The organism is Nonomuraea sp. NPDC003727 (genome assembly GCF_053586935.1).
The window spans coordinates 302,649-327,707 of sequence record NZ_JBSFNE010000006.1; the positions used below are offsets into that span (position 1 = coordinate 302,649).

The following is a 25,059-nucleotide window of genomic DNA, read 5'->3' on the forward strand; positions in this document are numbered from 1 at the left end:
GTCAGGACCGCCTGCGCAGCAGGGCCAGGAACATGGCGTCCGTGCCGTGGCGGTGCGGCCAGAACTGCGCGTGCGGGCCCTGCCCGAGGCCGTCGATCCCGGGCAGGAAGGCGCGGGCGTCGAGCTGTTCGGCGTCGTCCCTGCGCTTGAGCGTGTCGGCCACCACCACCTGGGTCTCGGCCAGATGCGGCGAGCAGGTGACGTAGGCGACGACCCCGCCGGGCCGCAGGGAGTCGAGGGCGGTGTCGAGCAGCCGGCGTTGCAGCTCGCCCAGCTCGGCCACGCTCGTGGGGTCACGCCGCCACCTGGCCTCCGGGCGGCGGCGCAGGGCGCCGAGCCCCGTGCACGGCGCGTCGAGCATCACGCGGTCGAAGGAGCCGGGCCGCCAGGCGGGCTCGGCGCCGTCCGCGGTGATCACCGCGGCCTGCCGGGTGGTCTGCCAGACCAGGCGGGCCCGGTGGTACTGCACGTCGGCGGCCAGCATCCGGGCCCCGCCCGGGAAGGCGAACGGCACCTGCCCGCTCTTGGCCGCGGCCAGGTCGCCGTGCGTGGCGATCGCGTCGAGCAGGCCGGCCTTGCCGCCGGGGCCGGCGCACATGTCCAGCCACCGCTCGTCGGGCCCGTCGAGCGGCACCCTGGTCAGCGCGAGCGCGACGAGCTGGCTCGCCTCGTCCTGGACGGCGGCGCGGGTCTCGGCCACCGCGAGGATCTGCCCGGGGTCGCCCTCCGGGAGGTAGGCCGCGTACGGCGAGTAGCGGCCGGGTTCGGCGCCGGACTCCTCGAGCTCCTCGACCGAACTGCGCCCCGGCCTGGCCACGAGCGTCACCACCGGCCTTGCGTTGTCGGCGGCCAGCAGGTCGGCCGTCTCGCCGGCGTCGTGGCCGAGCGCGTCGCGGAAGGCGCTGACGACCCAGCGGGGATGGCTGTGGGCGATCGCCAGGTGGCCGACCGGGTCGGTGTCGGCGGACGGCGCGACGATCGTGATCCACTCGTCGAGCGTCCTGGAGGCGATCTTGCGGAGGACGGCGTTGGCGAAGCGGGAGGCGCCGGTGCCGATGCGCAGCCGTACCAGGTCGACGGTGGTGCCGACGGCGGCGTGCGGCGGGACGCGCATCTTGAGCAGCTGGTGGGCGCCCAGGCGCAGGGCGTCGCGCACGGCGGGGTCGGGCTCGCGGTCGCCGCACATCGCGATGATCGCGTCGTAGCTGCCGAGGCCGCGCAGGGTGCCGTAGGCCAGTTCGGTGGCCAGGGCGGCGTCCCTGCCCTTCAGCCGGCGATCGCGCAGCAGGCGCGGCATGAGCAGGTTGGCGTAGGCGTCGCGCTCGTCGACGGCTCTCAGCAGGTCGTAGGCGGCGTTGCGGGCCTCGTCACGGGCCGGTGGCCGCCCGCCGCGCCGTCCCGCACCACCCGGACCGCCCGAAGGCCTCCGGCCGCCCGAAGAACCCCCGCGACGCGGACCACCGCCGCCGGAAGCCGCCCCTCGATCCGCCATCACGCCAGCCGATCCGCCGCCGTGGCGCGCACCCCGCGCGCCCACTCCCCCGCCGTCATGAGCCGCTTGCCCTGCGGCTGCACCTCGCCCAGCTCCACCGGGTGGGTGCCGGTGCCGACGAGCACGGTGTTCTTGCCCACCACGAGCTCGCCTGGGGCCAGCCGGTCGGCCGAGGCGGCGGGCCGTACAGGGCCGATCTTGACCCGCTGGTCACGGAACGTGGTCCACGCTCCGGGGTTGGGCGTGCAGGCGCGCACCAGCCGGTCGACGCGCATCGCGGACGCGTTCCAGTCGATCCGCGCGTCGTCCACGGAGATCTTCGGCGCGATCGACACCCCGTCGAGCGGCTGGGGTCTGGCTTCGAGCGTGCCGTCCTCGACCCCGTCGAGGGTCGCGGCCAGCAGACCCGCACCCGAGACGGCCAGCCTGGCCAGCAGCTCGCCGCTGGTGTCGGTGGCCTTGACCTCCTCGGTGACCACCCCGTAGACGGGGCCCGCGTCGAGCTCCTTCACGATCTGGAAGGTGGCCGCGCCGGTGATCTCGTCGCCGTGCAGGACGGCGTGCTGCACCGGAGCCGCGCCCCGCCATGCGGGAAGCAGCGAGAAGTGCAGGTTGATCCAGCCGTGACGCGGGATGTCGAGCGCGGCCTGCGGCAGCAGCGCGCCGTAGGCGACCACCGGGCAGCAGTCCGGCGCCAGCTCCCGCAGCTGGTCGAGGAACTCAGGATCGCCGGCCTTGGCCGGACGCAGCACCTCGATGCCCTCGGCGGCGGCCAGCTCGGCCACGGGACTGGGGTGCAGCGCGCGCCCGCGGCCCGTGGGGGCGTCCGGGCGGGTGACCACCGCCACCACCTCGTGGCGCGGCGAGTCGATCAGGGCGCGCAGCGAGGGCAGCGCGGTCTCGGGTGTGCCGGCGAAGACCAGGCGCATCGTCAGAGAGCCCTCCCGCCCGTGGCGTGGGGTGAGAACTTGACGGTGGGCGCCTGCAGCCCGCTCCACTCCGCCTCGCGGATCTCCTTCATCGCCAGCTTGCGCTGCTTGGGGTCCATCCTGTCGATGAACAGGATGCCGTCGAGGTGGTCGGTCTCGTGCTGGAAGCACCTGGCCATCAGGTCGGTGCCCTCCAGCACGACGGGCTCGCCGTGCATGTTGAAGCCCTTGGCGACCGCGCGGATGGCGCGCGGCGTCGGGAACGACAGCCCGGGGAAGGACAGGCAGCCCTCCTCGCCCTCCTCGTCGAGCTCCGACGACAGATCGAGGTCGGGGTTGACCAGATGCCCGAGCTGGTCGTCGATGTAGTAGGTGAACACGCGCAGGCCGACGCCGATCTGCGGGGCGGCGAGACCCGCGCCTGGCGCGTCCATCATCGTGTCGGTGAGGTCCTTGACCAGCTTGCGCAGCTCCTTGTCGAAGTCGACGACCGGGGCCGCCGGGGTGCGCAGCACCGGGTCACCGAACAGCCGGATCGACTGAATGGACAAGGGGTACTCCGTTTCGCATAGATGGGATCACCCCAGTTTACCGGTGAGAAAGGCGCGGTCAGGGAATCGTCTTCCGGACGGCCACTGACCAGCGGCCACGCTGCCACCGGCCCGGCTAGCCGATCGGCATCGCCCTCGACGAGCGGGCCTTCAGCGCCGCCTTCCGCGCCGCCTTGGCCACCGCCTGGTCGCCGTGGTGGTCGGCCAGCAGTTCGAGGACGGCGACCGTGTCGGGGTGGTCGACCGCGGCCATCTCGCCGACCATGCGCACCAGCTCCTCGCCGGCTTCCAGCACGTCGAAGGAGCCCATGGCCCCTGGCGCGTCGGCGACGTAGAGGAGCGCGGCCAGCGAGTCGATCGCGATCCAGGTGTGGTCGTCGGGGGTGAGCGGCGGCGCGGGCAGGTCGCGGATGTGCAGCCAGGAGGCGGCGTAGCGCCACATGAGCGGCTCGTCGAGGGCCTTGCGGACGGGCAGCTCCGCCTCCGGGCCGAGCTCCTCCAGGACGGTGCCGACCGCGCCGCGCTGGCCCGCCGTGCCCGTGGCGGCGACCTGGACCAGCTCGTGCGCGGCCGACTCGGGCGAGCGGCGCTCCAGCCAGTGGGCGACCACGCTGGGCGTGACCGCGCCGGTGATCATCGCCTCGACCAGTTCGGCGGCGGCGTAGTCGGAGTAGACCTCGACCTCCGCCGCCGTCGGCGCGTCGTGGCCCTCGCGCAGCAGGTCACGGCGGACCGCCCACACCCCGAGCGGGGTGAGCCGGAAGTGGCCGGTGGTGGTCTGCTCGACCAGTCCGCAGTACTCGAGCAGGGCCAGCGCGTCGTAGAGCGCGGCGGGCAGGACGGCCGCCAGGTGGCGCAGCTCGGCCGCGCCGGGGTCGCAGGCGACCTCGTGGGAGTGGAGGATGCCCTTGGCCAGGGTGGCGGCGGCCACCCCGGTGCGGACGGAGTAGACGGTGGCCAGCGTCTCCGCCAGGTGCTCGTCGATCACCGCGGAGCCGGTCAGCCCCTCGTCGGCGCGGTCGAGGACGTCCATCACCACGCCGTCCCAGAATTCCAGCGTCGCCTCGACGGGCAGCTGGAGCGAGAGCGGGCCACGGCTGGCCGTACCCCTCATGATCTGCAGCAGGCCGGTGTTGACCGCGACCACCCACAGCAGGCGCAGCCGCGGGGCCTCCAGGCCGAGCTCGGCCACGGCCGCCTCCGCGTCGGCCGCGGACAGCAGGCCGTGCTCGGTGACGGGACGGGTGCCCGTCCACGCCGTCAGGCGCAGCGCGTCGGCGACCAGCGGCACCTTCGGCACGGCTCTGGCCAGGTCGGCGTCGGACGCCAGGGCGACCGGCGGGAAGACCAGGCCTTCGACGCGCTTGTCCTCGATCTGAGGAGGCTTGCGCAGCTCGGTGAGGTCGAAGACGTTGTTTGCCACTCAGGAAACTTACTGCACAGCCGTCACATGGAGGTACCGATCGCGCGGGAGCGGGCCTTGAAGGCGGCCTTCCTGGCGGCCTTGGCCAGGGTGCCGTCGGGGATGGACCGGCCGAGCAGTTCGAGCACCTCGACGACGTCGGGATGGTCGACCCGCCACATCTCCTCGATCAGGTGGGCGGGCGGCCCCGAGGCGGTGATGTTCTCTGCGAAGATCTCCGGGTCCTCCTCGGCGGCGGGCATCGCCAGGGCCAGCATGTCGACGCTCACCCACAGCAGCTCCTCCTGGGTGAGCGGCGGCGCGGGCAGGCCTCGGGCGGTCAGCCAGTGGATGGCGTGCGGTCGCAGCTCCTGGTCCTCCAGGCACGCCCTGACCGCGCTCTCGGCCGCCGAGTCGAGCTGGTCGACGATGGTGACCGCGATGCCGCGGGCCACCGCCGGCGCGCCACCGGCGGCCGACAGCAGCTCTCCCGCGGCCTCGGCCGGGCTCCTGCGCGCCAGCCAGCGCTGGATGTCGTCCTCGGCCAGCTCCGTCGGGACACCGGACAGCAGCCCCTCGATCAGGCCCATCGCGTCGGCCTCGGCGAGGTCCTCGGCCTCGGGCGCGTCGAGGCCGTGGCCCAGGTAGAGGCGGCGCATGCCGTAGCCGGCCAGGGGGGTGAGGACGACGACGTCACCCGCGCGGTCGAGCAGCCCGCAGTGGGCCAGCCGGTCGAGCGCGGTCTCGACGTCGGCCCCGCTGTAGTCGGTCAGCTCCTCCAGGAACTCCTCGACGACGCTCACCGGCGCCGGGGTCTGCAGGCGGTAGAGCATGTCGAACAGGTCGTAAAGCTCCTCGTCGAGCTCGGCCGAGCCGGTGACCTGGCCGCCGGTGTCCTTGTCCAGCAGGAACTCCACCGTGCGCGCCCACGTCTCCAGCGGGTCGTCGGAGCGCGGCAGCCGTCCGAGGTCCCACAACAGCCGCGGGTACGGCACGGGCGCCGCCGCGGCGTCCTTGACCCGCAGCCGCCCCTTCACGGTCGGCGTGGAGCCCCGCTCGGCCACCCAGGCGCGCAGCCGCCGGGCCTCGGCCAGGATCGGCACCTCCTCCAGCGCCGCCACCAGCTCGTGCCGTGGCGCCAGCCGTACGGCCGGCAGCGGCGCGCAGGCCGGGCAGTCGCACGGCGCCTCGCCCAGCTCGGGCGGCTCGGACAGCTCGCCGGCGGGGATGGCGACCGACTGCTCGAGCGACTCCGGCCCGATCGCGCTGAACAGGCTCTTGGCCATGCCGAAGTTGGCCGGGTCGGCCAGCGCGGTGACCATCTCCGGCTCGATCTCGGCCAGCTTGGCGCGCATCTCCGCCGCGATCCCGGCCGCGATCTCGCCGCGGTCGAGCAGGAAGTCGACGAGCGTGCCGGAGGCCGCGACGGTCTCCTGCGCGCTCTCCGGCGGCGCGATGACCTTGCGCGGATAGATGGACAGCAGCAGCTCTTCGAACGTGGCGGGCGTGAACCCGCCGAGCTGGGTCACGTTGAGATAGTCGCTGGCGTAGTCGCAGAGCAGGCGGATCTCGTCCGCGTCCACGTCGACTTCGTGCGCCCGGCCCCAGGCGCGCAGATCGTCGATGGCTCGGTTCACCCATTCGATCGACACAGGGTGACGCTAACGGGTTACCTACGCCCGCGCGAATCGGGGAAACGGGCTATATCAGGTCGAGAGGGTCAACACTTACCCTCACGACTTCCTGCGCCTTACGTGCCGCACGCACCCCCATCGCCCCTTTCAACGCCGTTGCCAACTGCTGCCCCAGGGCTCTCGGCACCCGGATCATCGCGCGCTCCTGCTCGCCCTCGGCGCGCCGCGTCTCCACCGGGACGGGGCCGAGCACCTGCGCCTCCGGCGGCAGCCGTACCTCGCCGAGCATCTCCCTGACCGCCGCCGGCGTGCCCGTGAGCGTCGCCATGCGTACCGCGGGAGGGAAGCCGAGCTCGCGCCGCTCGGCCAGCTCCCGCTCGGCGTGGGTGACCGGGTCCCAGCGCAGCAGCGCCTGGACGGCCGGCATCGCCGCGTCGGCCAACACCACCAGCTCGGCCCGCGGCCGCAGCAGCGCGGCGGCGTTCATCCAGCGCCGCACGGCCTCCTCCGCGGCCCGCAGGTCGGCCCTGCCCAGCATCGCCCACCCGTCCAGCAGCACCGCCGCCGCGTAGCCGCCCTCAGGCACGGGCTCGGCGCCCGGCGTGGCCACCACCAGCGCGCGCCCCGGACCCACCGTCGCCAGCACGCCGTCGCGTCCCGAGGTCTTCACCGGAACCGAGGGGAAGGCGCGCCCCAGCTCCTCGGCGGTGCGCCGGGCGCCCACCACCGAGGCGCGGATCCTGCTGTCACCGCACGTGGGACAGCGCCAGTCGCCCGCGATCCGCCCGCACCACCGGCAGTACGGCGCCGCGTGCCCGCCGCGCAGCGCCAGCGGCCCGTGACACAGCTGCTCCCCCGTGATCGTCGCGCGGGTCGGCGGGTGTACGCATCTGGCCGGCGCCCTGCACGTACGGCAGGCCAGCGAGGGGAGGTAGCCGCGCCGCGGCACCTGCACGAGCACGGGCCCGTCGGCAAGCCCTTGCTGCAGGGCCCGCCAGGCGAGGCTGGGCAGCCTGGCGGCGCGCGCCGCCTGGTCCTTGGCGAGCTCGCCGTCCTCCCCCGCGGGCCGTACGCGCGGCGCGACCGACCTGATCGCCTGCCTGCCCGCCACGATGGGCCTGGCCCACCCGGCGGCGATGAGCTGGGTGGACTCCGCCGTACGGGAGTAACCGCCGATGAGCATGCCCGCACCCGTCCGGTGGGCGCGCAGCGCCAGCACCTCCCTGGCGTGCGGGTAGGGGGCCAGCCGCTCGGCGTGCAGGTCGTCGCCGTCGTCCCAGATGACCAGCAGGCCAGGCTTCTCCACCGGGGCGAACATCGCCGCCCTGGTGCCGACGACCGCCCTCACCTGGCCGCGCAGCACGCGCAGCCACCTTCGGTAGCGCTCGGCGGGACCGAGGTCGGCGGTGAGGGCGACGTGCCTGCCGGGGCCGAGCACGTCGGACAGCGCCTGGTCGGCGAGCGTGACGTCCTTGCCGTCGGGGACGACGACGACCGCGCCCCTGCCGCCGTCCAGCGTCGCCCTGACGGCCTCGGCCACGGGACGGGTCCAGCCGACGCCGCCGGGCAGGGCGCTCCAGACGGCTCGCGGCGACCTGCCGTTGGCGAGGGCGTCGAGGAAGGAGGCGCCCATGGGGTACGGATCCCAGGCGCTCCCGTTTCCCGCCCCGGTGCCGGATGGGCGATCCGGGTGGTCGCCGCTGGTGGGATCGTCCCGCGTCGCGTCGCCTCCGGCGCCTTGGTCCGCTGGCGGCTCCTTCGCCGCAACGGCGGGACCGCCGGCCGCGCCCCTGGTAGGCATGACAGGGCCGCCCGCCGTGGCCGTGGCCGAGTCGACGGGGCGGCTCGCCGTGGCGCTGGCCGGGTCGACGGAGTCGCTCGCCGCGCCCCTGATAGGTATGACGGGACCGCTCGCCGTGGTGGGGTCGACGGAGTCGCTCGCCGTGGCGGGGTCGACGGAGTCGCTCGCCGTGGCGGGGTCGACGGAGTCGCTCGCCGTGGCGGGGTAGGCGGAGTCGCTCGCCGCCTCCCGTGCCGGCGTGACGGGGCCGTTCGCCATGGTCCCGACCGGGTCGACGGGGCCGCCGGGCGTGGCCGTGGCGGCATCGAGTGGCTCGCTCGCCATGGCTCGGGCAGGGGCGGCGAGGTCGCCTCCTGGGGCCGCCGCCTTGGCGCCGAGGTCGTCGTCTGCCGGGGTCGCAGGGCCGGTCATCGTGGCCCCCGCCGGGCCGCCGAGGTCGTCGGCCGCCGGAGTGGCGGAACCGGTCGTCATGGCCGCCGCCGGGCTGCTGAGGTCGTCGGTTCCCGGGGATGCGGAACCGGTCGACGTGGCCGCCGTTGGAGCGGCCGGGTCCGCCTTCCTGCCCCGGACGGCGGGCGCCGCGGGCTCGGACTCCACGCGAGCGTGCCGGGGCGGGATCGCGAGGCGCAGCACGTCGGCCATCGTCCCCGCGTAGCGGTCGGCGACGGCGCGCGCCAGCCCGGCGATCTCGGGCGTGAGCACCGGCTCGGGCGACACGACGCGTTCGAGCGCCATCAGCCGCCCCTCGTGCTCGCTGCCCGCCAGGCGCTCCACCAGGAACCCGTCGACCAGCTTGCCGGCGAACCGCACCCGCACCCGCACCCCGGGCACGGCGTCACGATCCATCGTCTCGGGCACCAGATAGTCGAACGGCCTGTCGAGATGCGGCAGCGGGCTGTCGACCACCACCCTGGCCACGGGAAGCTCAGCGGCCGCCACAGGGGCGCCCAGGTCGCGCTTGGCCGACTCCGCGGGTCGTACAGCCTCGAGGGGCAGAAGGGCGTCGTCGGAGTCGGTCACAGACTACGTCTACCAGATGCGGCGCACCCGCCGGTCGGCTCGCGCCGGACGCGGAACCCGCCCTGCGACGACACGGCCGCACCCCTGCTGGAGTGCGGCATCATCAGGAGAACAACCCAAGCCGCACGTGGTCGTGCCGGAAACCGGCCGTGGAAGACCCACGATGCCTGCGGCTACTCCCCGGCGGGAGCGACCGCACCGGAGGCCGCACCAAGCGACCCGACAGCCGCTCCAACGAACCACCGGCCCCAAGCGAACCGACGACCGGCCTGACCACGAGTCGGCGACCTCAAGCGACCCGACAGCCGCTCACCGGGAGCCGGCGGCCCCAAGGTTGCCGATACCAGCCGCCCAGGCGCGATCCCTGTCCTCCGGGGCGCTGAGACGCGAACGGGCCGCCGGAGACTGACAGTCCCCGCGGCCCGATGACGAACACCGACCGGTCGGGAGTCGACGGTCCCCACGCTCCACCGGTGTAGACCGGCGGCCTCCCGTCGACGTTCAACGCCGACCGGCCGGAGATCGACGTCCCTCGCGCGTCACATCGGCGCAAGAGCACACTGGACGGCCGCGCCTCGCGTGATGCGAAGCACTCCGATCTCAGACCGGCACCACTGTCGCGAAACACCCGATCCGGGACCGACACCCATGACGCCACACGATCCGGCCCGAGACCGGCACCCCATGACGTCAGGCGATCCCATCCGGGACCGGAACCCATGACGCCAGACGATCCGATCCGGAACCGGCACCCCGTGACGCCAGACGGTCCGAGACGGCGCGCCGTGACGCGAGACGGTCCGATCATCGGAGGACGTCCCGCGACGCACTGGACGGCGCCACCACGCGATGGCACGCCCGACCAGAGGAGCCCACGCCCCGCACCGCGAAGGCGGGTCCGCGACCGGCGGACCCGCGGCGCGAGGAACGACCGCGTCCGGGGCCGGAAGACCGGCGGCCCGGAAGCGGGCGTCCGTCAGAGGCCGGCGGCCTGGCGGAGGGAGGCGGCGCGGTCGGTCGACTCCCACGAGAAGCCCTCACGACCGAAGTGGCCGTAGGCGGCGGTCTCGGAGTAGATCGGGCGCAGCAGGTCGAGGTCGCGGATGATCGCGGCGGGACGCAGGTCGAACACCTGGGTCACGGCCTCCTGGATCTTCTCCACGGGGACCTTCTCGGTGCCGAACGTCTCGACGAAGACGCCCACCGGCTCCGCCTTGCCGATGGCGTAGGCGACCTGGACCTCGGCCCGGTCGGCCAGGCCGGCGGCGACGATGTTCTTGGCGACCCAGCGCATGGCGTAGGCGGCCGAGCGGTCGACCTTGGACGGGTCCTTGCCGGAGAAGGCGCCGCCGCCGTGGCGGGCCATGCCGCCGTAGGTGTCGACGATGATCTTGCGGCCGGTCAGGCCGGCGTCGCCCATGGGGCCGCCGATCTCGAACCTGCCGGTCGGGTTGACCAGCAGCCGGTAGCCCTCGGTGTCGATGTCGATCCCGGCGAGCACGTAGTCGACCACGTGCTCCTTGATGTCGGGCGTCAGCATCTCCTTGAGGTCGATCTCCGCCGCGTGCTGCGTGGAGACCACGACCGTGTCGAGACGGACCGGCTTGTCGCCGTCGTACTCGATCGTGACCTGGGTCTTGCCGTCGGGACGCAGGTAGGGCACCAGGCCGGACTTGCGCACCTCGGACAGGCGACGGGCGAGCCTGTGCGCGAGCGTGATCGGCAGCGGCATCAGCTCGGGCGTCTCGCGGCAGGCGTAGCCGAACATCAGACCCTGGTCGCCGGCACCCTGACGGTCGAGCTCGTCGACATCGCCCTCGACACGGTGCTCGTAGGCGTCGTCGACACCCTGGGCGATGTCGGGCGACTGGGCGCCGATGGAGGCCGACACACCGCAGGAGGCGCCGTCGAAGCCCTTGTGGGAGGCGTCGTACCCGATCTCGAGGATCTTCTCGCGGATGACGCCGGCGATGTCGACGTAGGTCTCGGTCGTCACCTCGCCTGCGACGTGGACCTGGCCGGTAGTGATCAGCGTCTCGACGGCGACCCGGGACCTGGGGTCGTCCTTGAGCATGGCGTCGAGAATCGCGTCACTGATCTGGTCGGCGATCTTGTCCGGGTGGCCTTCGGTGACCGACTCGGAGGTGAACAGGCGACGTGACAACTCAGTGGCTCCTCATGCAGCGGCTGCTGACGGTGGTGTGGCTCGGGCGGGCAGGGCACGCCGGGGCCATCGCCGAAGTGTAGCCCGACATGCCCGTGTGCCGCGAAACTGCTCCCATTCTGCCGCTTGTCATAGGTAGGGAAGCGGATCGTGGGGCAGGGTGTCGGGTTCGAACACCTCGGCGTCGGCCGCGGCGACGACCGCGGCGTACTCCTCCTCGAACTCGAAGAACATCTGGCCCACCTGGATGACCGGGCTGGGCGCCATCGTGATCGGCCCGAGCCTGGTGGCACGGGGGAAGGCGGCGTAGAGCGACACCGGCCGGTCGTTCCTCAGCGTCCTGGTGGCCAGGACGGACACCGACTGGTCGGTGACGACGATGAGGAAGTTGGCGACGCCGGGCGGGCCTATCGAGAGCGCGGGGAAGACATAGCGGATCTCCTCCCCCTGGCGCAGCAGAGCCCTGCAGCGATCCCTGACAGCCGACGTCACCGGCATCCCATCCCCCCTCGCCGACCCTCAGTATTGGCAGGCGGCGGGGGACGCCGCAACAGGTGATCAGGTAACCGCCCATGTCGCTTCCCGAAGGTCAGCGCCCCGGGGGCCAAGCGCGCCGAGGGAGCAGCGGCCCCGCGCCGGTCTCGCGGTACGGCCCGGCGGGGCCACGCGCGCCACCCGGGGCAGCGGCGAGCCCAGCCCTCCTTCGAAACGCGGCGGTCACGGGCCGCCGGAGCCGCTTCGGGCACGCGGGGACGCCCGGGGGTCAAGCAGACAGGGACGCCCGGGGCTGAAGCACGCAGGGACGCCCGGGAGCCCAAGCACGCAGGGACGCCCGGGACTCAAGCATGCAGGGACGCCCGGTGCTCAAGCAGATAGGGACGCCGGGAACTCAAGCGGGCAGCGACGCCCGACTTCGAGCGCGCAAGAACCACGGGATTCGAGCGCCCAGGAACCCCCGGGATCCGGCGCGCCTGCCCCGGGGTCCCGGCGCGCTTGGGCATGGAGCTGGGCGGGGGTGGCGAGGCCGGCGGAGCGCCACCACATCCGCGTACGAGCGTGCGGCTACCGCGGGCCGGATCCGGGCGCGGGGACGTGGCGAAGCACCGCGGGTGCCGTCACCCTCACAGGGTCACACCCGAGCGCGCGTGCCGTCCCTGTCAAGCGGGCGGCGGGTCAGGAGAGGCGGGCGGCGATCAGGTCCCATACGGCGTCGGCCAGGTCCTCCTTGGGCCCGCGCCCGACCTCGACCTGGGACCCGTCGGCGGCCAGGATGACCGCGGCGTTGTCGGGCGTGCCGAAGGCCAGCCCCTCGCCCACCTGGTTGACCACCAGCAGGTCGCATCCCTTGCGGGCGAGCTTGGCCTTGCCGTTGGCCAGCACGTCGTCGGTCTCGGCCGCGAACCCGGCGATCACCGCGGGCCCCGCGCCGGGCCCGGCCGCGCGCCGCCGCTCGCCCAGCTCGGCGAGGATGTCGGGGTTCTTGACCAGGTCGATCGGCTCGGGCTCGGCCGACGTTTTCTTGATCTTGGAGTCGTGGCGCACGGCGGGCCTGAAGTCGGCCACGGCCGCCGCCATGACGACCGCGTCGGCGTCGGCCACGGCCGACAGCACGGCGTCACGCAGCTCGATCGCCGACTCGACCCTGACGACCTTGGCGCCCGCCGGGTCGCCGAGCGAGACGTTGGCCGCGACGAGCGTCACCTCGGCGCCGCGCGCGACCGCCGTGCGGGCCAGCGCGTATCCCTGCCGCCCGGAGGAGCGGTTGCCGAGGTAGCGGACGGGGTCGAGGGCCTCGCGGGTGCCGCCGGCCGAGATGACGACCTTGCGTCCCGCCAGGTCGCGTGGACGGCCGGCCATGACGCGGCGACAGATCTCGAAGATCTCCGCGGGATCGGGCAGCCGGCCTGGACCAGTGTCGGCGCCGGTGAGGCGGCCGACGGCGGGGTCGATGACGATGGCCCCCCGCTCGCGCAGGACGGCGACGTTGGCCCGGGTCGCCGGGTGCTCCCACATCTCGGTGTGCATCGCGGGTGCGAACACCACGGGACACCGGGCGGTGAGCAGCGTGTTGGTGAGCAGGTCGCCCGCCAGGCCGTGGGCGGCCCTGGCCAGGACGTCGGCGGTCGCCGGCGCGACCACGACGAGGTCGGCCTGCTGGCCGAGCCGTACGTGGGGCACCTCGTGCACGCCGTCCCACACGTCGGTGGTCACCGGGTGCCCGGACAGCGCCGCCCACGTGGGCTCGCCCACGAACCGCAGCGCGTCGCGGGTCGGCACGACCCGCACCTCATGGCCCGACTCGGTGAACAGGCGCAGCAGCTCGCAAGCCTTGTAGGCGGCGATGCCCGCGCTGACGCCAAGGACGACCCTCATGGAAGGGTCAGACCGCGCCTTCGATGGGCTCGGCGTTGAGGAGACCCTCGGAGACCTCGCGAAGCGCGATCGACAGGGGCTTCTCCTGCGCGTGGGTCTCGACCAGGGGGCCGACGTACTCCAGCAGGCCCTCGCCGAGCTGGGAGTAGTAGGCGTTGATCTGGCGGGCGCGCTTGGCACCCATGATGACCAGCGAGTACTTGCTGTCGACGATGTCGAGCAGCGAGTCGATCGAGGGGTTGGTGATGCCCTCGGCCGTCGGGGCAATGCCTGCCACGTTGTCAGACCTCTCGTCGGAATGCTATGCGGTCATCAAGGCTATCAGCCTGTGGCATACGTCCTGGACGTTCGTGTTCACCAGCGTGGTATCGAACTCCTTCTCGGCCGCCATCTCGATCCGTCCGGCCTCCAGGCGGCGGGCGATGACGTCCTCGGGTTCGGTGCCGCGTCCCCGCAGCCGCTTCTCCAGCTCCTCCCACGTCGGGGGGGCCAGGAAGACCAGCAGCGCCTCCGGCATGCTCTCACGCACCTGCCGGGCGCCCTGGAGGTCGATCTCCAGCAGGGTGGGCACACCCGCCGCGATCTTGTCGAGGACGGCCTTTCTCGGCGTGCCGTACCTGTTGCCCGCGAACTCGGCCCACTCCAGCAGCTCGCCGGCCGCGATGAGCCGGTCGAACTCGTCGTTGTCGGCGAAGAAGTACTCCACCCCGTGGGTCTCGCCGGGGCGGGGCTTCCTGGTGGTCACCGAGACCGACAGCCACACCTCGGGGTGTGCCCGCCGGAGCTCGGCGACGACCGTGGACTTGCCGACGCCCGACGGCCCGGAAAGGACCGTCAGCCGCCTGGTGGCGCCGCGCTGGCGCGCGCCGCCACCTGGGGGAACGAAACCTCCACGATCCGTGCCTTCACCTTCGGACCAGGACCTGTCGGTCACCTCGTACCCCCGTCGAACCCGCGATTTCGTGTGGTACCGAGGTTAGCCCTCGTTGCCACCGAACTCGCGCTCGAGGGCAGCCCTCTGGTTCGCGCCGAGACCCCGCACGCGGCGGGACTCGGCGATAGCGTGCCGCTCCATCAACTGCTTGGCGCGGACCTTGCCCACGCCGGGGAGCGACTCCAACAGAGCCGACACCTTCATCTTGCCGATGACGTCGTCGGTCTGCCCATCCTTGAGCACCTCAGCCAGAGAAACCGCGCCGTGCTTGAGACGGTTCTTGACCTCGGCACGCTCTTTACGGGCCTTGGCAGCCTTCTCAAGGGCTGCGGCGCGCTGCTCAGGGGTCAGGGGAGGAAGAGCCACGCCGGGTCACCTCGAATTTCTTTGCGATGTACTCGGACGGCAAGGGAAACTAGCTGGTCAAGACGTCGTTAGCAACGTCAAGCGCCGTTTCTCTCACCATAAAGTCCACTTCTTCACTCTGTGAAGTCACACCGCTACACTGTGCTGATCAAAATGCCCCTACTTCGCGCTTTTCAGCGTTCGTCAACCGGGTCGCCGCGAATGCGATCATGATCACAGAAACCGGTCCCGACACCCCTTCCTGACCCGTACTTTACGGACAGCCGAAGACCCGATTCGGCGGCCCTGCCGGGGTTTCGGACACCTCGCGCCCCTCGCGTCGATCGCCCGGTGAAGGGTCGCGTCAGGACGCGGCCGGCCAGACTGTCGGGACGGAGGCGACAGCAGGGCCGGAAGAGCCTTCTGCGAGCGATGTGACGGACGGGGCGGACGTGGACTTGACCCAGGCGGCCGTTCCAGAGATGATCATGACCGTCGGAGCGACGCGGCGATCGAGGCCGCCGTGGCGCCGGGGTCGGCCGAGCCGGTGATCGGGCGGCCGATGACGAGCAGGTCGGCACCGTCGGCCAGCGCCTGCTCGGGCGTGGCCACCCGCGCCTGGTCCTGGCTGTCGGCGCCGGCGGGCCGTACACCCGGGGTGATCAGCGTGATGTCCGGCCCCACGGCCGCGCGCACGCCGGCGACCTCGTGCGGCGAGCACACCAGCGCCTTGGCGCCCGCCTCCACCGCCATCACCGACAGGCGGCGCACCGCGTCCTCGGGCGAGCCGGCGATCCCGATCGCGGCGAGGTCCGCGGCCGACAGCGAGGTGAGTACGGTGACCGCCGCGATCTCGGTGTGCGGAGCGGCCTCCACGGCCGCCTGGATCATCGCGGGGCCGCCGGCGGCGTGCACGGTCAGGATGGCGGGCTTGAGCCGCGCCACGGCCCTTGTGGCCCCGGCCACGGTGTTGGGGATGTCGTGGAGCTTGAGGTCGAGGAAGACCCGTACGCCACTGGCCCCCTGCACCGAGGCGATCACGTCGGGTCCGTAGCGCAGGTAGAGCTCGAGGCCCACCTTGACGGTGCTGACATGGGGGGTCACCAGCGAAGCCCAGCGGGCCGCGGTCTCCAGGTCTGGTGCGTCCAGGGCGACGGCGATGGGTGCGGGCGTCACAGCGAACTCTCCTCGGAGTCGACGAGCAGGTGCCGGGCGGCGCTGCCCGGTGGCCGGTGCGCCAGGCCGACGGCGTCGGCCAGGCGGTGGAATCCCCTGGCCGCCAGCAGCTCCTCGAGCTCGCGCTCGATGCGCAGGCAGGCGTAGGGGTCGTGGAACAGCGCCGTGCCCACCCCGACCACGCAGGCGCCTGCGAGGACGAGCTGGAGGGCGTCGTGGCCGCTGGCCACGCCGCCGACGCCGATGATGGGCACGCCGGGGATGGCGGCGTGGACCTGCCACACGCACCGTACGGCGAGCGGCAGGATCGCCGGCCCGGACAGCCCTCCGGTGCCGGCGGCGAGGGACGGCTTGAGCGCGTCGATGTCGATGGCCATGCCGAGCGGGTTGTTGATCATGGAGAGCGCGTCGGCCCCCGCGTCGACGCAGGCGCGGGCGACCGCGACGACGTCGGCCACGTCCGGCGAGAGCTTGGCCACCACCGGCACGTCGTAGCGCATGACCGAGCGCACCGAGGCGATCACCTCGGCGGCGGCGCCGCCGTCGCGGGCGAAGACCCGGCCGCGGTCCTCGATGTTGGGACAGGCGAGGTTGACCTCGATCGCGGTCACGCCGGGCGCGTCGGTGAGCCGGCGGGCCAACGCCGCGTACTCGGCCACGGTGCCGCCGCCGATCGAGACGACGGTCTTGATGCCGCGCTGGGCCAGCCACGGCAGCTCGCGTTCGAGGAAGGCGTCGATGCCCGGCCCCTGCAGGCCCACGGCGTTGAGCATGCCCGAGGGCGTCTCGGCCATCCGCGGGGTGGGCCTGCCCGCCCGCGGGGCCATCGTGATCGACCGGGTGACCAGCGCGCCGAGACGGTGCAGGTCGAAGAACTGGGCCAGCTCCCTGCCCGAGCCCGCGCAACCCGCCGCGGTCGTGACCGGGTTGGCGAGCTCGACGTGGGCCAGGAAGGTCCGCATGTCAACCGACATGACGCGCTCCACCGCCGGGGGCGCCGAGCGCGTCGAACGGGATCGTTCCCACGTCCTCGAACCGCACGCGTTCGCCTCTGAACACAGGACCCTCCGCGCAGGCGCGCACCATCCTGGTGGCGCCGTCGTCGCCGATGACGGGCAGCACGCAGGTCATGCAGATCCCGATGCCGCAGGCCATGGCCTCCTCGACCGCCACCTGGACGGGGATGTCGAACTCGATGGCGACCGCGGTGACCTGGCGCAGCGTCGCCATCGGCCCGCAGGCGTAGATGGCGTCGGCGCGCGTGTCGGCGATCACGGACGGCAGCACGTCGGTCACCTTGCCGCGCAGGCCCAGCGAGCCGTCCTCGGTGGTGAGGGTGGTGGTCTCGGCCATCCTGCGGGCCCGCATCGCGCCGAACACCCGGTCGGCCGAGGCCGCGCCGAGCACGAAGTCGATGCGGCAGCCGCGTTCCATCAGCGCGTCGGCCAGCGGGAACAGCGGCGCCGCGCCGTACTCGTCGCCGACCAGCACGCAGACGGCGGGGTCGCGGGGCAGCGGAAAGGGCCGCCCCAGCGGCCCCACCAGGTCGAGCGTGTCACGGGCGCGCCGCTCGGCCAGCCACGACGTGCCGGGGCCGGTGGCGGTGAAGACGAGCTCCACCGTGCCGCCGTAGTCGGGGCTGACGTCGTGGATGGACAGCGCGCGCCTGGTCACCATCGAGGTGCGCGGCCCCCCGACGGCGACCGAGACGAAGTGGCCGGGACGGAACCGCTCGGCGACGCCGGGCGCCACCACGGTCAGCGCATGGTAGGCGTCGACCCGGCGCGTGGTCAGCACCGTGCCAGTCACCTGCACCGGAGTCCCGGCCAGACCTGATCACCCCCGCAGGGCTCGTGCGTGTTCCTGAAGGGACCGTACGCCCACATCGCCCCGCACGTTGGCCTGGATGCCCGCGGCGGCCGCGGCGAGCCCCTGGACCGTCGTGATGCACGGGATGCCGCGCAGCACGGCGGCGGTGCGGATGTCGTAGCCGTCGAGGCGCGGCCCCGACTGCCCGGGGCTGCCGAACGGCGTGTTGACGATCAGGTCCACCTCACCGTCCAGGATGCGCTGCACGATCGTCGGCTCACCGTCGGGTCCCGTCCCCTCGCTCTGCTTTCGCACGATCTTGGCATGGACTCCGTTACGGCGCAGCACCTCGGCGGTGCCCTCCGTGGCCAGAATCTCGAAGCCGAGGTCGGCGAGGGCACGCACCGGGAAGATCATCGAGCGCTTGTCCCTGTTGGCGACGGAGACGAACGCGCGGCCCTTGGTGGGCAGCTCGCCGTAGGCTCCGGCCTGCGACTTGGCGTAGGCGATGCCGAAGAACTCGTCGATGCCCATGACCTCGCCCGTCGAGCGCATCTCGGGGCCGAGCACGGTGTCGACGCCGCGGAAGCGGTTGAACGGGAGCACGGCCTCCTTGACCGCGATGGAGGCGTCGAGCGGCAGCGTGCCGCCGTCGCCGTGCTCGGGCAGCATGCCCTCGGCCCGCAGCTCGGCGACGGTCGCGCCCATCATGACGCGGGCCGCCGCCTTCGCCAGCGGCACCGCCGTCGCCTTGGAGACGAACGGCACGGTACGGCTGGCGCGCGGGTTGGCCTCCAGGACGTACAGGACGCCCGCTGACATGGCGTACTGCACGTTGAGCAGGCCGCGGACGCCGACGCCCCTGGCGATGCCCTCGGTGGCGGCGCGGATGCGCTTGATGTCGTTGCCGCCGAGCGTGATGGGCGGCAGCGCGCACGCCGAGTCGCCCGAGTGGATCCCGGCCTCCTCGATGTGCTCCATGACGCCGCCGAGGTAGAGCTCCTCGCCGTCGAACAGCGCGTCGACGTCGATCTCGATGGCCTCGTCGAGGAACTTGTCGATCAGCACGGGGTGGCCGCCCTCCTGGGCCGCCATGTAGGTGCTGAGCGTCTCGTCGTCGTAGACGATGGCCATGCCGGCGCCGCCCAGCACGTAGGACGGCCGCACGAGCACCGGGTAGCCGATCTCCTCGGCGATCTCCAGCGCCTCGGCGACGGTCAGCGCGGTGCCGTGCTTGGGGGCGGGCAGCCCCGCCTCGGCCAGCACGCGACCGAAGGCGCCGCGCTCCTCGGCCAGGTGGATCGACTCCGGCGAGGTGCCGACGACGGGCACGCCCGCGTCCTTCAGCGCCTGCGCCAGGCCCAGCGGCGTCTGGCCGCCGAGCTGGACGATCACGCCGGCCACCGGGCCGGTCTGCTGCTCGGCGTGGACGACCTCGAGGACGTCCTCCAGCGTGAGCGGCTCGAAGTAGAGCCGGTCGGAGGTGTCGTAGTCGGTCGAGACGGTCTCGGGGTTGCAGTTGACCATGACGGTCTCGAACCCGGCCCTGGACAGCTCGAAGGAGGCGTGCACGCACGCGTAGTCGAACTCGATGCCCTGGCCGATGCGGTTGGGCCCGCTGCCCAGGATGAGGACCTTGGGCCGCTCGCCATAGGGGACCTCGCTCTCCTCGTCGTAGGTCGAGTAGAGGTAGGGCGTCCTGGCGGCGAACTCGGCGGCGCAGGTGTCGACGGTGTTGTAGACCGGGCGCAGGCCGAGGGCGTGGCGCAGGTCGCGCACGCGCGACTCGTCCATGCCGCGGATCTCGCCGATCTGGGCGTCGGAGAAGCCGTGGTGCTTGGCCTGCTCCAGCACCTGCCTGGACAGCTCGGGGGCCTCGGCGAGGGCGCGGGCCTCCTCGTCCAGCAGCATGAGCTGGTCGATGAACCACGGGTCGACGTTGGTGGCCTCGAACAGCTCCTCGGCCGTCGCGCCGGCCCTGATGGCCTGCTGCATGGTGCGCAGCCTGCCGTCGTGGGGCGTGCGGCAGTCGTCGAGCAGCTCCTGCTTCGAGGCGAGGTGGCCGGCCCAGGAGAACGACGAGCCCTTCTTCTCCAGCGAGCGCAGCGCCTTCTGCAGCGCCTCGGGGAAGGAGCGGCCGATCGCCATGGCCTCGCCCACCGACTTCATGTGCGTGGTGAGTGTCTGGTCGGCGCCGCGGAACTTCTCGAAGGCGAACCTCGGCACCTTGACCACGATGTAGTCGAGGGTCGGCTCGAAGGAGGCCGGGGTCTCCTTGGTGATGTCGTTGGGGATCTCGTCGAGCGTGTAGCCGATCGCCAGCTTGGCGGCGATCTTGGCGATCGGGAAGCCCGTCGCCTTGGAGGCCAGCGCCGACGACCGCGACACGCGCGGGTTCATCTCGATGACGATCATGCGGCCGGTGCGCGGGTTGACCGCGAACTGGATGTTGCAGCCACCGGTGTCGACGCCCACCTCGCGGATGACCGCGATCGCGACGTCGCGCATGTTCTGGTACTCGCGGTCGGTCAGGGTCAGCGCCGGGGCCACGGTGACGCTGTCGCCGGTGTGGACGCCCATCGGGTCGATGTTCTCGATGGAGCACACGATGACGACGTTGTCGGCCTTGTCGCGCATGACCTCGAGCTCGTACTCCTTCCACCCGAGGATCGACTCCTCGAGGAGCACCTCGGTGGTCGGGCTGGCGTCGAGGCCCGCGCCGGCGATGCGGCGCAGGTCGGCCTCGCCGTAGGCGAAGCCCGAGCCGACGCCGCCCATGGTGAAGGAGGGGCGCACGACCAGCGGGTAGCCGAGCTCCCCGGCGGCGGCCAGGCACTCGTCCATGCTGTGGCAGATGACCGACTTGGCGGACTCGGCGTTGAGGCCGTGCTCGCGGGCGACCTTGGCGACGATCTCCTTGAACCGCTCGCGGTTCTCGCCCGCCTGGATGGCGTCGAAGTCGGCGCCGATCAGCTCGACCTCGTAGCGCTCGAGGACGCCGGCCTCGTGCAGGGCGACCGCGGTGTTGAGCGCCGTCTGCCCGCCCAGGGTGGGCAGCAGCGCGTCGGGCCGCTCCTTGGCGATGATCTTCTCGACGAACTCGGGAGTGATCGGCTCGACGTAGGTGGCGTCGGCGAACTCGGGGTCCGTCATGATCGTGGCGGGGTTGCTGTTGACCAGGATCACCCTGAAGCCCTCGGCGCGCAGCACGCGGCAGGCCTGGGTACCCGAATAGTCGAACTCGCACGCCTGCCCGATGACGATCGGTCCCGAGCCGATGACCAGGATGGACCGGATGTCCTCACGCTTGGGCACGGCTCATGACCTCACAGAACTCGTCGAACATGGGTTGAGTGCGCGCTGCGCGGCGTCGTGCTTTCACGACGCCGCCATCAACGAACAGAACTCGTCGAACATGGGTTGAGTGCGCGCTGCGCGGCGTCGTGCTTTCACGACGCCGCCATCAAGGAACAGAACTCGTCGAACAGGTAGGCGGCGTCGTGGGGGCCGGCGGCGGCCTCCGGGTGGTACTGCACGCTGAAGGCGCGCCCGTCGAGCAGGCGCAGGCCCTCCACGCAGCGGTCGTTGAGGTTGACGTGGCTGACCTCGGCGGGCCCGTACGGCGTGTCGAAGGGTCCGTCGAGCGGCGCCTGGACGGCGAAGCCGTGGTTGTGCGCCGAGATCTCCACCTTGCCCGTGCGCACGTCCTGGACCGGCTGGTTGACGCCGCGGTGGCCGTAGCGGAGCTTGTAGGTCGAAAGGCCCAGCGCCCTGCCGAACAGCTGGTTGCCGAAGCAGATGCCGAAGAACGGGATGCCCGCCTCCAGCACCCTGCGCAGGGTGGTGACGTCGGCCGTGGCCGGGTCGCCGGGGCCGTTGGAGAAGAAGACACCGTCGGGACCGATCGCCTGGATGTCCTCGAAGGTCGCCGTGGCGGGCAGGACGTGCACCTCGCAGCCGCGCTCGGCCATGCGGTGCGGCGTCATGCCCTTGATGCCGAGGTCGACGGCCGCGACGGTGAAGCGCTTGCCGCCGATGGCCTCGACCACGTACGGCTCGGCCGTGGCCACCTCGGCGGCCAGGTCGGCGCCCTCCATGAGGGGCTGCTGCCGTACGCGCTCGACCAGGGCCTCCACCGGCTGCGACGGCGCGCTGAAGATGCCCGCGCGCATCGCGCCGCGCTCGCGCAGGTGGCGGGTCAGCGCCCGGGTGCCGGAGATCGCGATGCCGACGACCCCCTGCTCCTTGAGGTAGTCGTCGAGGGAGCGGGTGGCCCGCCAGTTGGAGACCACGCGGGACGGCTCGCGCACGACGTAGCCCGCGACCCAGACGCGCGAGGACTCGGGGTCCTCGTCGTTGACGCCCGTGTTGCCGATGTGCGGGGCGGTCATCGCGACGATCTGGCGGTGGTAGGACGGGTCGGTGAGGGTCTCCTGGTAGCCGGTCATGCCGGTGTTGAAGACCATCTCCCCGAACGTCTCGCCCTGCGCGCCGTAGGTGCGCCCGTGGAAGACACGGCCGTCTTCCAGCACGAGAACGGCGTTACTGCTGTGCATATGGTGTCCCTCGCGACGCTCGGTCACGTGACCTTCCCTTCGAGAACGGTTGGCTTGCCGCGCAGGAACGTCGCCAGCACCCGTCCGGGAAGGGTCATGCCCTCGTAGGGGGTGTTGCGGCTCTTGGAGGCGAAGGAGGAGGGGTCCACCTCGGTGCGCGAGGACGGGTCGTAGAGCACGATGTTGGCCGGTGCGCCGACCTCGAGCGGTCGCCCGTGGCCCGAGAGGCGGCCGATGCGCGCCGGGGCGACGGACATGCGCTCGGCCACGCCCGCCCAGTCGAGCAGCCCGGTGTCGACCATGGCCTCCTGGACGACGCTGAGCGCGGTCTCCAGGCCGACCATGCCCATGGCCGCCGCGGCCCACTCGGTCTCCTTGTCCTCGACGGGGTGCGGCGCGTGGTCGGTGGCCACGACGTCGATCGTGCCGTCGGCCAGGGCGGCGCGCAGCGCCTGGACGTCGTGCGCGGTGCGCAGCGGCGGGTTGACCTTGTAGATGGGGTTGTAGGCGCCGTTGGGCGACTCCTCGACGAGGTCGTCGGTGAGCAGCAGGTGGTGGGGGGTCACCTCGGCGGTGACGTTCCAGCCCTTGGACTTGGCCCACCGGATGATCTCCACAGAACCGGCCGTGGAGACGTGGCAGACGTGCAGGCGGGAGCCGACGTGGGCGGCCAGCAGGCAGTCGCGGGCGATGATCGCCTCCTCGGCGACCGCGGGCCAGCCCGCCAGACCGAGCCTGCCGGAGATGACGCCCTCGTTCATCTGGGCGTCCTTGGTGAGCTTGGGCTCCTGGGCGTGCTGGGCGACGACGCCGTCGAAGGCCTTCACGTACTCCAGCGCCCTGCGCATCAGCACGGCGTCGTCGACGCACTTGCCGTCGTCGGAGAAGACGCGCACGCGGGCGGCGGAGTCGGCCATCGCGCCGAGCTCGGCCAGCTGCCTGCCCTCCAGGCCGACGGTGACGGCGCCGACGGGCTGCACGTCGCAGTGGCCGAACTCCTGGCCGAGGCGCCAGACCTGCTCGACGACGCCCGCCGTGTCGGCGACGGGCATGGTGTTGGCCATGGCGTGGACGGCGGTGTAGCCGCCGCGCGCGGCCGACTGGGTGCCCGTCTGGACGGTCTCGGCGTCCTCGCGGCCCGGCTCGCGCAGGTGGGTGTGGAGGTCGACCAGGCCGGGCAGCGCGATCGCGCCGCGCCCGTCGACGACCCCGTCGACCCCCTCTGCGGGGGCAGACCCCGCGGGGCGGATCTCCGCGATGAGTCCGTCGACGACGGCGATGTCGACCGGCTCGCCGCCGAGGATGCGAACGTTCTTGATCAGCATCAGATCTCTCCCCCGAGCAGCAGGTACAGGACGGCCATGCGGATGGTCACGCCGTTGGCGACCTGCTCGACGATCGTCGAGCGCGGCGAGTCGGCCACCTCGGCCGCGATCTCCATGCCCCGGTTCATCGGCCCGGGGTGCATGACGATCGCCTCGTCGGGCATCTTCGCGAACCTGTCGCGGTCGAGCCCGTAGCGGCGGGAGTACTCGCGCTCGCTGGGGAAGTAGGCGGCGTTCATCCGCTCCTTCTGCACGCGGAGCATCATGACGACGTCGGACTTGGGCAGCACGGCGTCGAGGTCGTAGGAGACCTCGCACGGCCAGGTGCCGACGGAGACCGGCAGCAGCGTCGGCGGCGCGACCAGGGTCACGTCGGCGCCCAGCGTGGCCAGCAGCAGCACGTTGGAGCGGGCGACCCTGCTGTGCAGGACGTCGCCGACGATGGTGACCTTGCGCCCTTCGAGCGAGCCGAGGCGGCGGCGCATCGAGAAGGCGTCGAGCAGCGCCTGGGTGGGGTGCTCGTGGGTGCCGTCGCCGGCGTTGACGACGCTGCCGCGCACCCAGTTGGCCAGGCGGTGCGGCGCGCCGGAGGCGCCGTGGCGGATGACGACGGCGTCGGCGCCCATCGCCTGCAGGGTCAGCGCGGTGTCCTTGAGCGACTCGCCCTTGGAGACGCTGGAGCCCTTGGCGGAGAAGTTGATGACGTCGGCCGACAGCCGCTTGGCGGCGGCCTCGAAGGAGATGCGGGTGCGGGTGGAGTCCTCGAAGAAGAGGTTGACCACCGTGCGCCCGCGCAGGGTCGGGAGCTTCTTGATGGATCGTTCCGAGACGCGGGCCAGTTCCTCGGCGGTGTCGAGGATCAGCAGCGCGTCGTCCTTGGTCAGGTCGGCCGCCGAGATGAGATGCCTGTTCACTTGATCAACTCCACTGCGTCGCGCCCGTCGGTCTCCTCCAGGTAGACCTTGACCTTCTCGCTCTTGGCGGTCGGGAGGTTCTTGCCCACGTAGTCGGCCCTGATGGGCAGCTCGCGGTGGCCCCTGTCGACCAGGATGGCCAGCTGGACGGCCGTGGGCCTGCCGAGGTCGTTGAGCGCGTCGAGCGCGGCGCGGACCGAGCGGCCGGAGTAGAGCACGTCGTCGACCAGCACGACGAGCCTGCCGTCGATGCCGTCGGCGGGCAGGTCGGTACGGCCGAGCGGGCGCGCGGGCCGGAGCCTGAGGTCGTCGCGGTACATCGTGATGTCGATCGAGCCGACGGGGACCTTCACGCCCTCGAACTGCTCGATGCGCTCGGCGAGCCGGCCGGCCAGAGTGGCGCCACGGGTGGGGATGCCGAGGAGGACGACGCCGTCGGCGCCCTTGGTGCGCTCGAGGATCTCGTGCGCGATGCGGGTCAGCGCCCGGTGGATGTCCGGGCCTTCGAGAACGGCCCTGGGTTCGGACATGGTGAAGCTCACCGCCTTTCCCGCCTCACGGGACGGGGTTAAAAGGGTGTTGGGTCGCAGCCACATTACCAGCAGCTACCAGCCACGACGGGCAGGGGGTGATA

General features: G+C 72.2%; 20 protein-coding genes. All 20 read right to left on the minus strand.

The features are described 5' to 3' along the window. Position 1 precedes the first annotated feature (1 nt). The gene (locus ACWDLG_RS17815; RefSeq protein WP_449921089.1) at positions 2-1,492 is read right to left on the minus strand and encodes an RsmB/NOP family class I SAM-dependent RNA methyltransferase; all 1,491 of its coding nucleotides are present in this window, start codon (positions 1,490-1,492) and stop codon (positions 2-4) included. Beyond that, positions 1,492-2,421, minus strand: a complete 930-nt coding sequence (gene fmt, locus ACWDLG_RS17820; protein WP_449921092.1) for a methionyl-tRNA formyltransferase — start codon at positions 2,419-2,421, stop codon at positions 1,492-1,494. The genes ACWDLG_RS17815 and fmt overlap by 1 nt, the downstream gene beginning before the upstream one ends. A gap of 2 nt (positions 2,422-2,423) precedes the next feature. Next, positions 2,424-2,972: a peptide deformylase gene (gene def / locus ACWDLG_RS17825; protein WP_354910234.1), complete on the minus strand. Its 549-nt coding sequence runs from the start codon at positions 2,970-2,972 to the stop codon at positions 2,424-2,426. Positions 2,973-3,087: 115 nt separating this feature from the next. Beyond that, on the minus strand, positions 3,088-4,395 hold the full coding sequence (locus tag ACWDLG_RS17830; RefSeq protein ID WP_449921095.1) for a hypothetical protein: 1,308 nt from the start codon (positions 4,393-4,395) through the stop codon (positions 3,088-3,090). Between the two features lie 23 nt (positions 4,396-4,418). Then, positions 4,419-6,026: a hypothetical protein gene (locus ACWDLG_RS17835; RefSeq protein WP_449921098.1), complete on the minus strand. Its 1,608-nt coding sequence runs from the start codon at positions 6,024-6,026 to the stop codon at positions 4,419-4,421. A 49-nt stretch (positions 6,027-6,075) separates the two neighbouring features. After that, positions 6,076-8,829, minus strand: a complete 2,754-nt coding sequence (locus ACWDLG_RS17840) for a primosomal protein N' family DNA-binding protein (RefSeq protein ID WP_449921101.1) — start codon at positions 8,827-8,829, stop codon at positions 6,076-6,078. Between the two features lie 976 nt (positions 8,830-9,805). Then, positions 9,806-10,993, minus strand: coding sequence for a methionine adenosyltransferase (gene metK, locus ACWDLG_RS17845; protein ID WP_354910224.1), 1,188 nt, complete (start codon positions 10,991-10,993; stop codon positions 9,806-9,808). A gap of 129 nt (positions 10,994-11,122) precedes the next feature. Next, on the minus strand, positions 11,123-11,491 hold the full coding sequence (locus ACWDLG_RS17850) for a hypothetical protein (RefSeq protein WP_354910222.1): 369 nt from the start codon (positions 11,489-11,491) through the stop codon (positions 11,123-11,125). A 675-nt stretch (positions 11,492-12,166) separates the two neighbouring features. Continuing rightward, on the minus strand, positions 12,167-13,366 hold the full coding sequence (gene coaBC, locus ACWDLG_RS17855) for a bifunctional phosphopantothenoylcysteine decarboxylase/phosphopantothenate--cysteine ligase CoaBC (protein ID WP_449921105.1): 1,200 nt from the start codon (positions 13,364-13,366) through the stop codon (positions 12,167-12,169). 7 nt (positions 13,367-13,373) lie between these two features. Further along, positions 13,374-13,643 (minus strand): DNA-directed RNA polymerase subunit omega, encoded by a 270-nt coding sequence (gene rpoZ, locus ACWDLG_RS17860; protein ID WP_449921108.1) that lies wholly within the window; start codon positions 13,641-13,643, stop codon positions 13,374-13,376. A gap of 24 nt (positions 13,644-13,667) precedes the next feature. Then, entirely contained in the window at positions 13,668-14,204 is a 537-nt protein-coding gene (gene gmk / locus ACWDLG_RS17865; protein WP_354910528.1) for a guanylate kinase, read from the minus strand. 138 nt (positions 14,205-14,342) lie between these two features. Next, positions 14,343-14,666 carry an integration host factor, actinobacterial type gene (gene mihF / locus ACWDLG_RS17870; RefSeq protein ID WP_183658973.1) on the minus strand — a complete coding sequence of 108 codons (324 nt, stop codon included), beginning with the start codon at positions 14,664-14,666 and terminating at the stop codon, positions 14,343-14,345. 465 nt (positions 14,667-15,131) lie between these two features. After that, positions 15,132-15,821, minus strand: a complete 690-nt coding sequence (gene pyrF / locus ACWDLG_RS17875; protein ID WP_354910218.1) for an orotidine-5'-phosphate decarboxylase — start codon at positions 15,819-15,821, stop codon at positions 15,132-15,134. Continuing rightward, on the minus strand, positions 15,818-16,795 hold the full coding sequence (locus tag ACWDLG_RS17880) for a dihydroorotate dehydrogenase (protein WP_354910215.1): 978 nt from the start codon (positions 16,793-16,795) through the stop codon (positions 15,818-15,820). The genes pyrF and ACWDLG_RS17880 overlap by 4 nt, the downstream gene beginning before the upstream one ends. Further along, a complete protein-coding gene (locus ACWDLG_RS17885; RefSeq protein WP_449921443.1) occupies positions 16,785-17,651 on the minus strand; it encodes a dihydroorotate dehydrogenase electron transfer subunit in 867 nt (288 codons plus the stop codon). The genes ACWDLG_RS17880 and ACWDLG_RS17885 overlap by 11 nt, the downstream gene beginning before the upstream one ends. 6 nt (positions 17,652-17,657) lie before the next feature. Further along, the gene (gene carB / locus ACWDLG_RS17890; protein WP_354910209.1) at positions 17,658-20,945 is read right to left on the minus strand and encodes a carbamoyl-phosphate synthase large subunit; all 3,288 of its coding nucleotides are present in this window, start codon (positions 20,943-20,945) and stop codon (positions 17,658-17,660) included. A gap of 134 nt (positions 20,946-21,079) precedes the next feature. Then, a complete protein-coding gene (carA, locus tag ACWDLG_RS17895; protein ID WP_449921114.1) occupies positions 21,080-22,186 on the minus strand; it encodes a glutamine-hydrolyzing carbamoyl-phosphate synthase small subunit in 1,107 nt (368 codons plus the stop codon). A 23-nt stretch (positions 22,187-22,209) separates the two neighbouring features. Then, positions 22,210-23,511: a dihydroorotase gene (locus ACWDLG_RS17900; RefSeq protein ID WP_449921116.1), complete on the minus strand. Its 1,302-nt coding sequence runs from the start codon at positions 23,509-23,511 to the stop codon at positions 22,210-22,212. Continuing rightward, positions 23,511-24,425 (minus strand): aspartate carbamoyltransferase catalytic subunit, encoded by a 915-nt coding sequence (locus tag ACWDLG_RS17905; RefSeq protein ID WP_449921118.1) that lies wholly within the window; start codon positions 24,423-24,425, stop codon positions 23,511-23,513. Before ACWDLG_RS17905 ends, ACWDLG_RS17900 begins: the two co-directional genes overlap by 1 nt. Continuing rightward, complete coding sequence (gene pyrR / locus ACWDLG_RS17910; protein ID WP_354910526.1) at positions 24,422-24,955, minus strand: bifunctional pyr operon transcriptional regulator/uracil phosphoribosyltransferase PyrR; 534 nt, start codon at positions 24,953-24,955, stop codon at positions 24,422-24,424. Before pyrR ends, ACWDLG_RS17905 begins: the two co-directional genes overlap by 4 nt. Positions 24,956-25,059: the final 104 nt, after the last annotated feature.

Excerpts from the sequence above, each read along its gene's own strand:
- ACWDLG_RS17815 (WP_449921089.1), bottom strand. The coding sequence starts at position 1,492 with ATGGCGGATCGAGGGGCGGCTTCCGGCGGCGGTGGTCCGCGTCGCGGG.
- fmt (WP_449921092.1), bottom strand. The coding sequence starts at position 2,421 with ATGCGCCTGGTCTTCGCCGGCACACCCGAGACCGCGCTGCCCTCGCTG.
- ACWDLG_RS17850 (WP_354910222.1), bottom strand. The coding sequence starts at position 11,491 with ATGCCGGTGACGTCGGCTGTCAGGGATCGCTGCAGGGCTCTGCTGCGC.
- coaBC (WP_449921105.1), bottom strand. The coding sequence starts at position 13,366 with ATGAGGGTCGTCCTTGGCGTCAGCGCGGGCATCGCCGCCTACAAGGCT.
- ACWDLG_RS17880 (WP_354910215.1), bottom strand. The coding sequence starts at position 16,795 with ATGTCGGTTGACATGCGGACCTTCCTGGCCCACGTCGAGCTCGCCAAC.
- carA (WP_449921114.1), bottom strand. The coding sequence starts at position 22,186 with ATGCACAGCAGTAACGCCGTTCTCGTGCTGGAAGACGGCCGTGTCTTC.
- ACWDLG_RS17900 (WP_449921116.1), bottom strand. The coding sequence starts at position 23,511 with ATGCTGATCAAGAACGTTCGCATCCTCGGCGGCGAGCCGGTCGACATC.
- pyrR (WP_354910526.1), bottom strand. The coding sequence starts at position 24,955 with ATGTCCGAACCCAGGGCCGTTCTCGAAGGCCCGGACATCCACCGGGCG.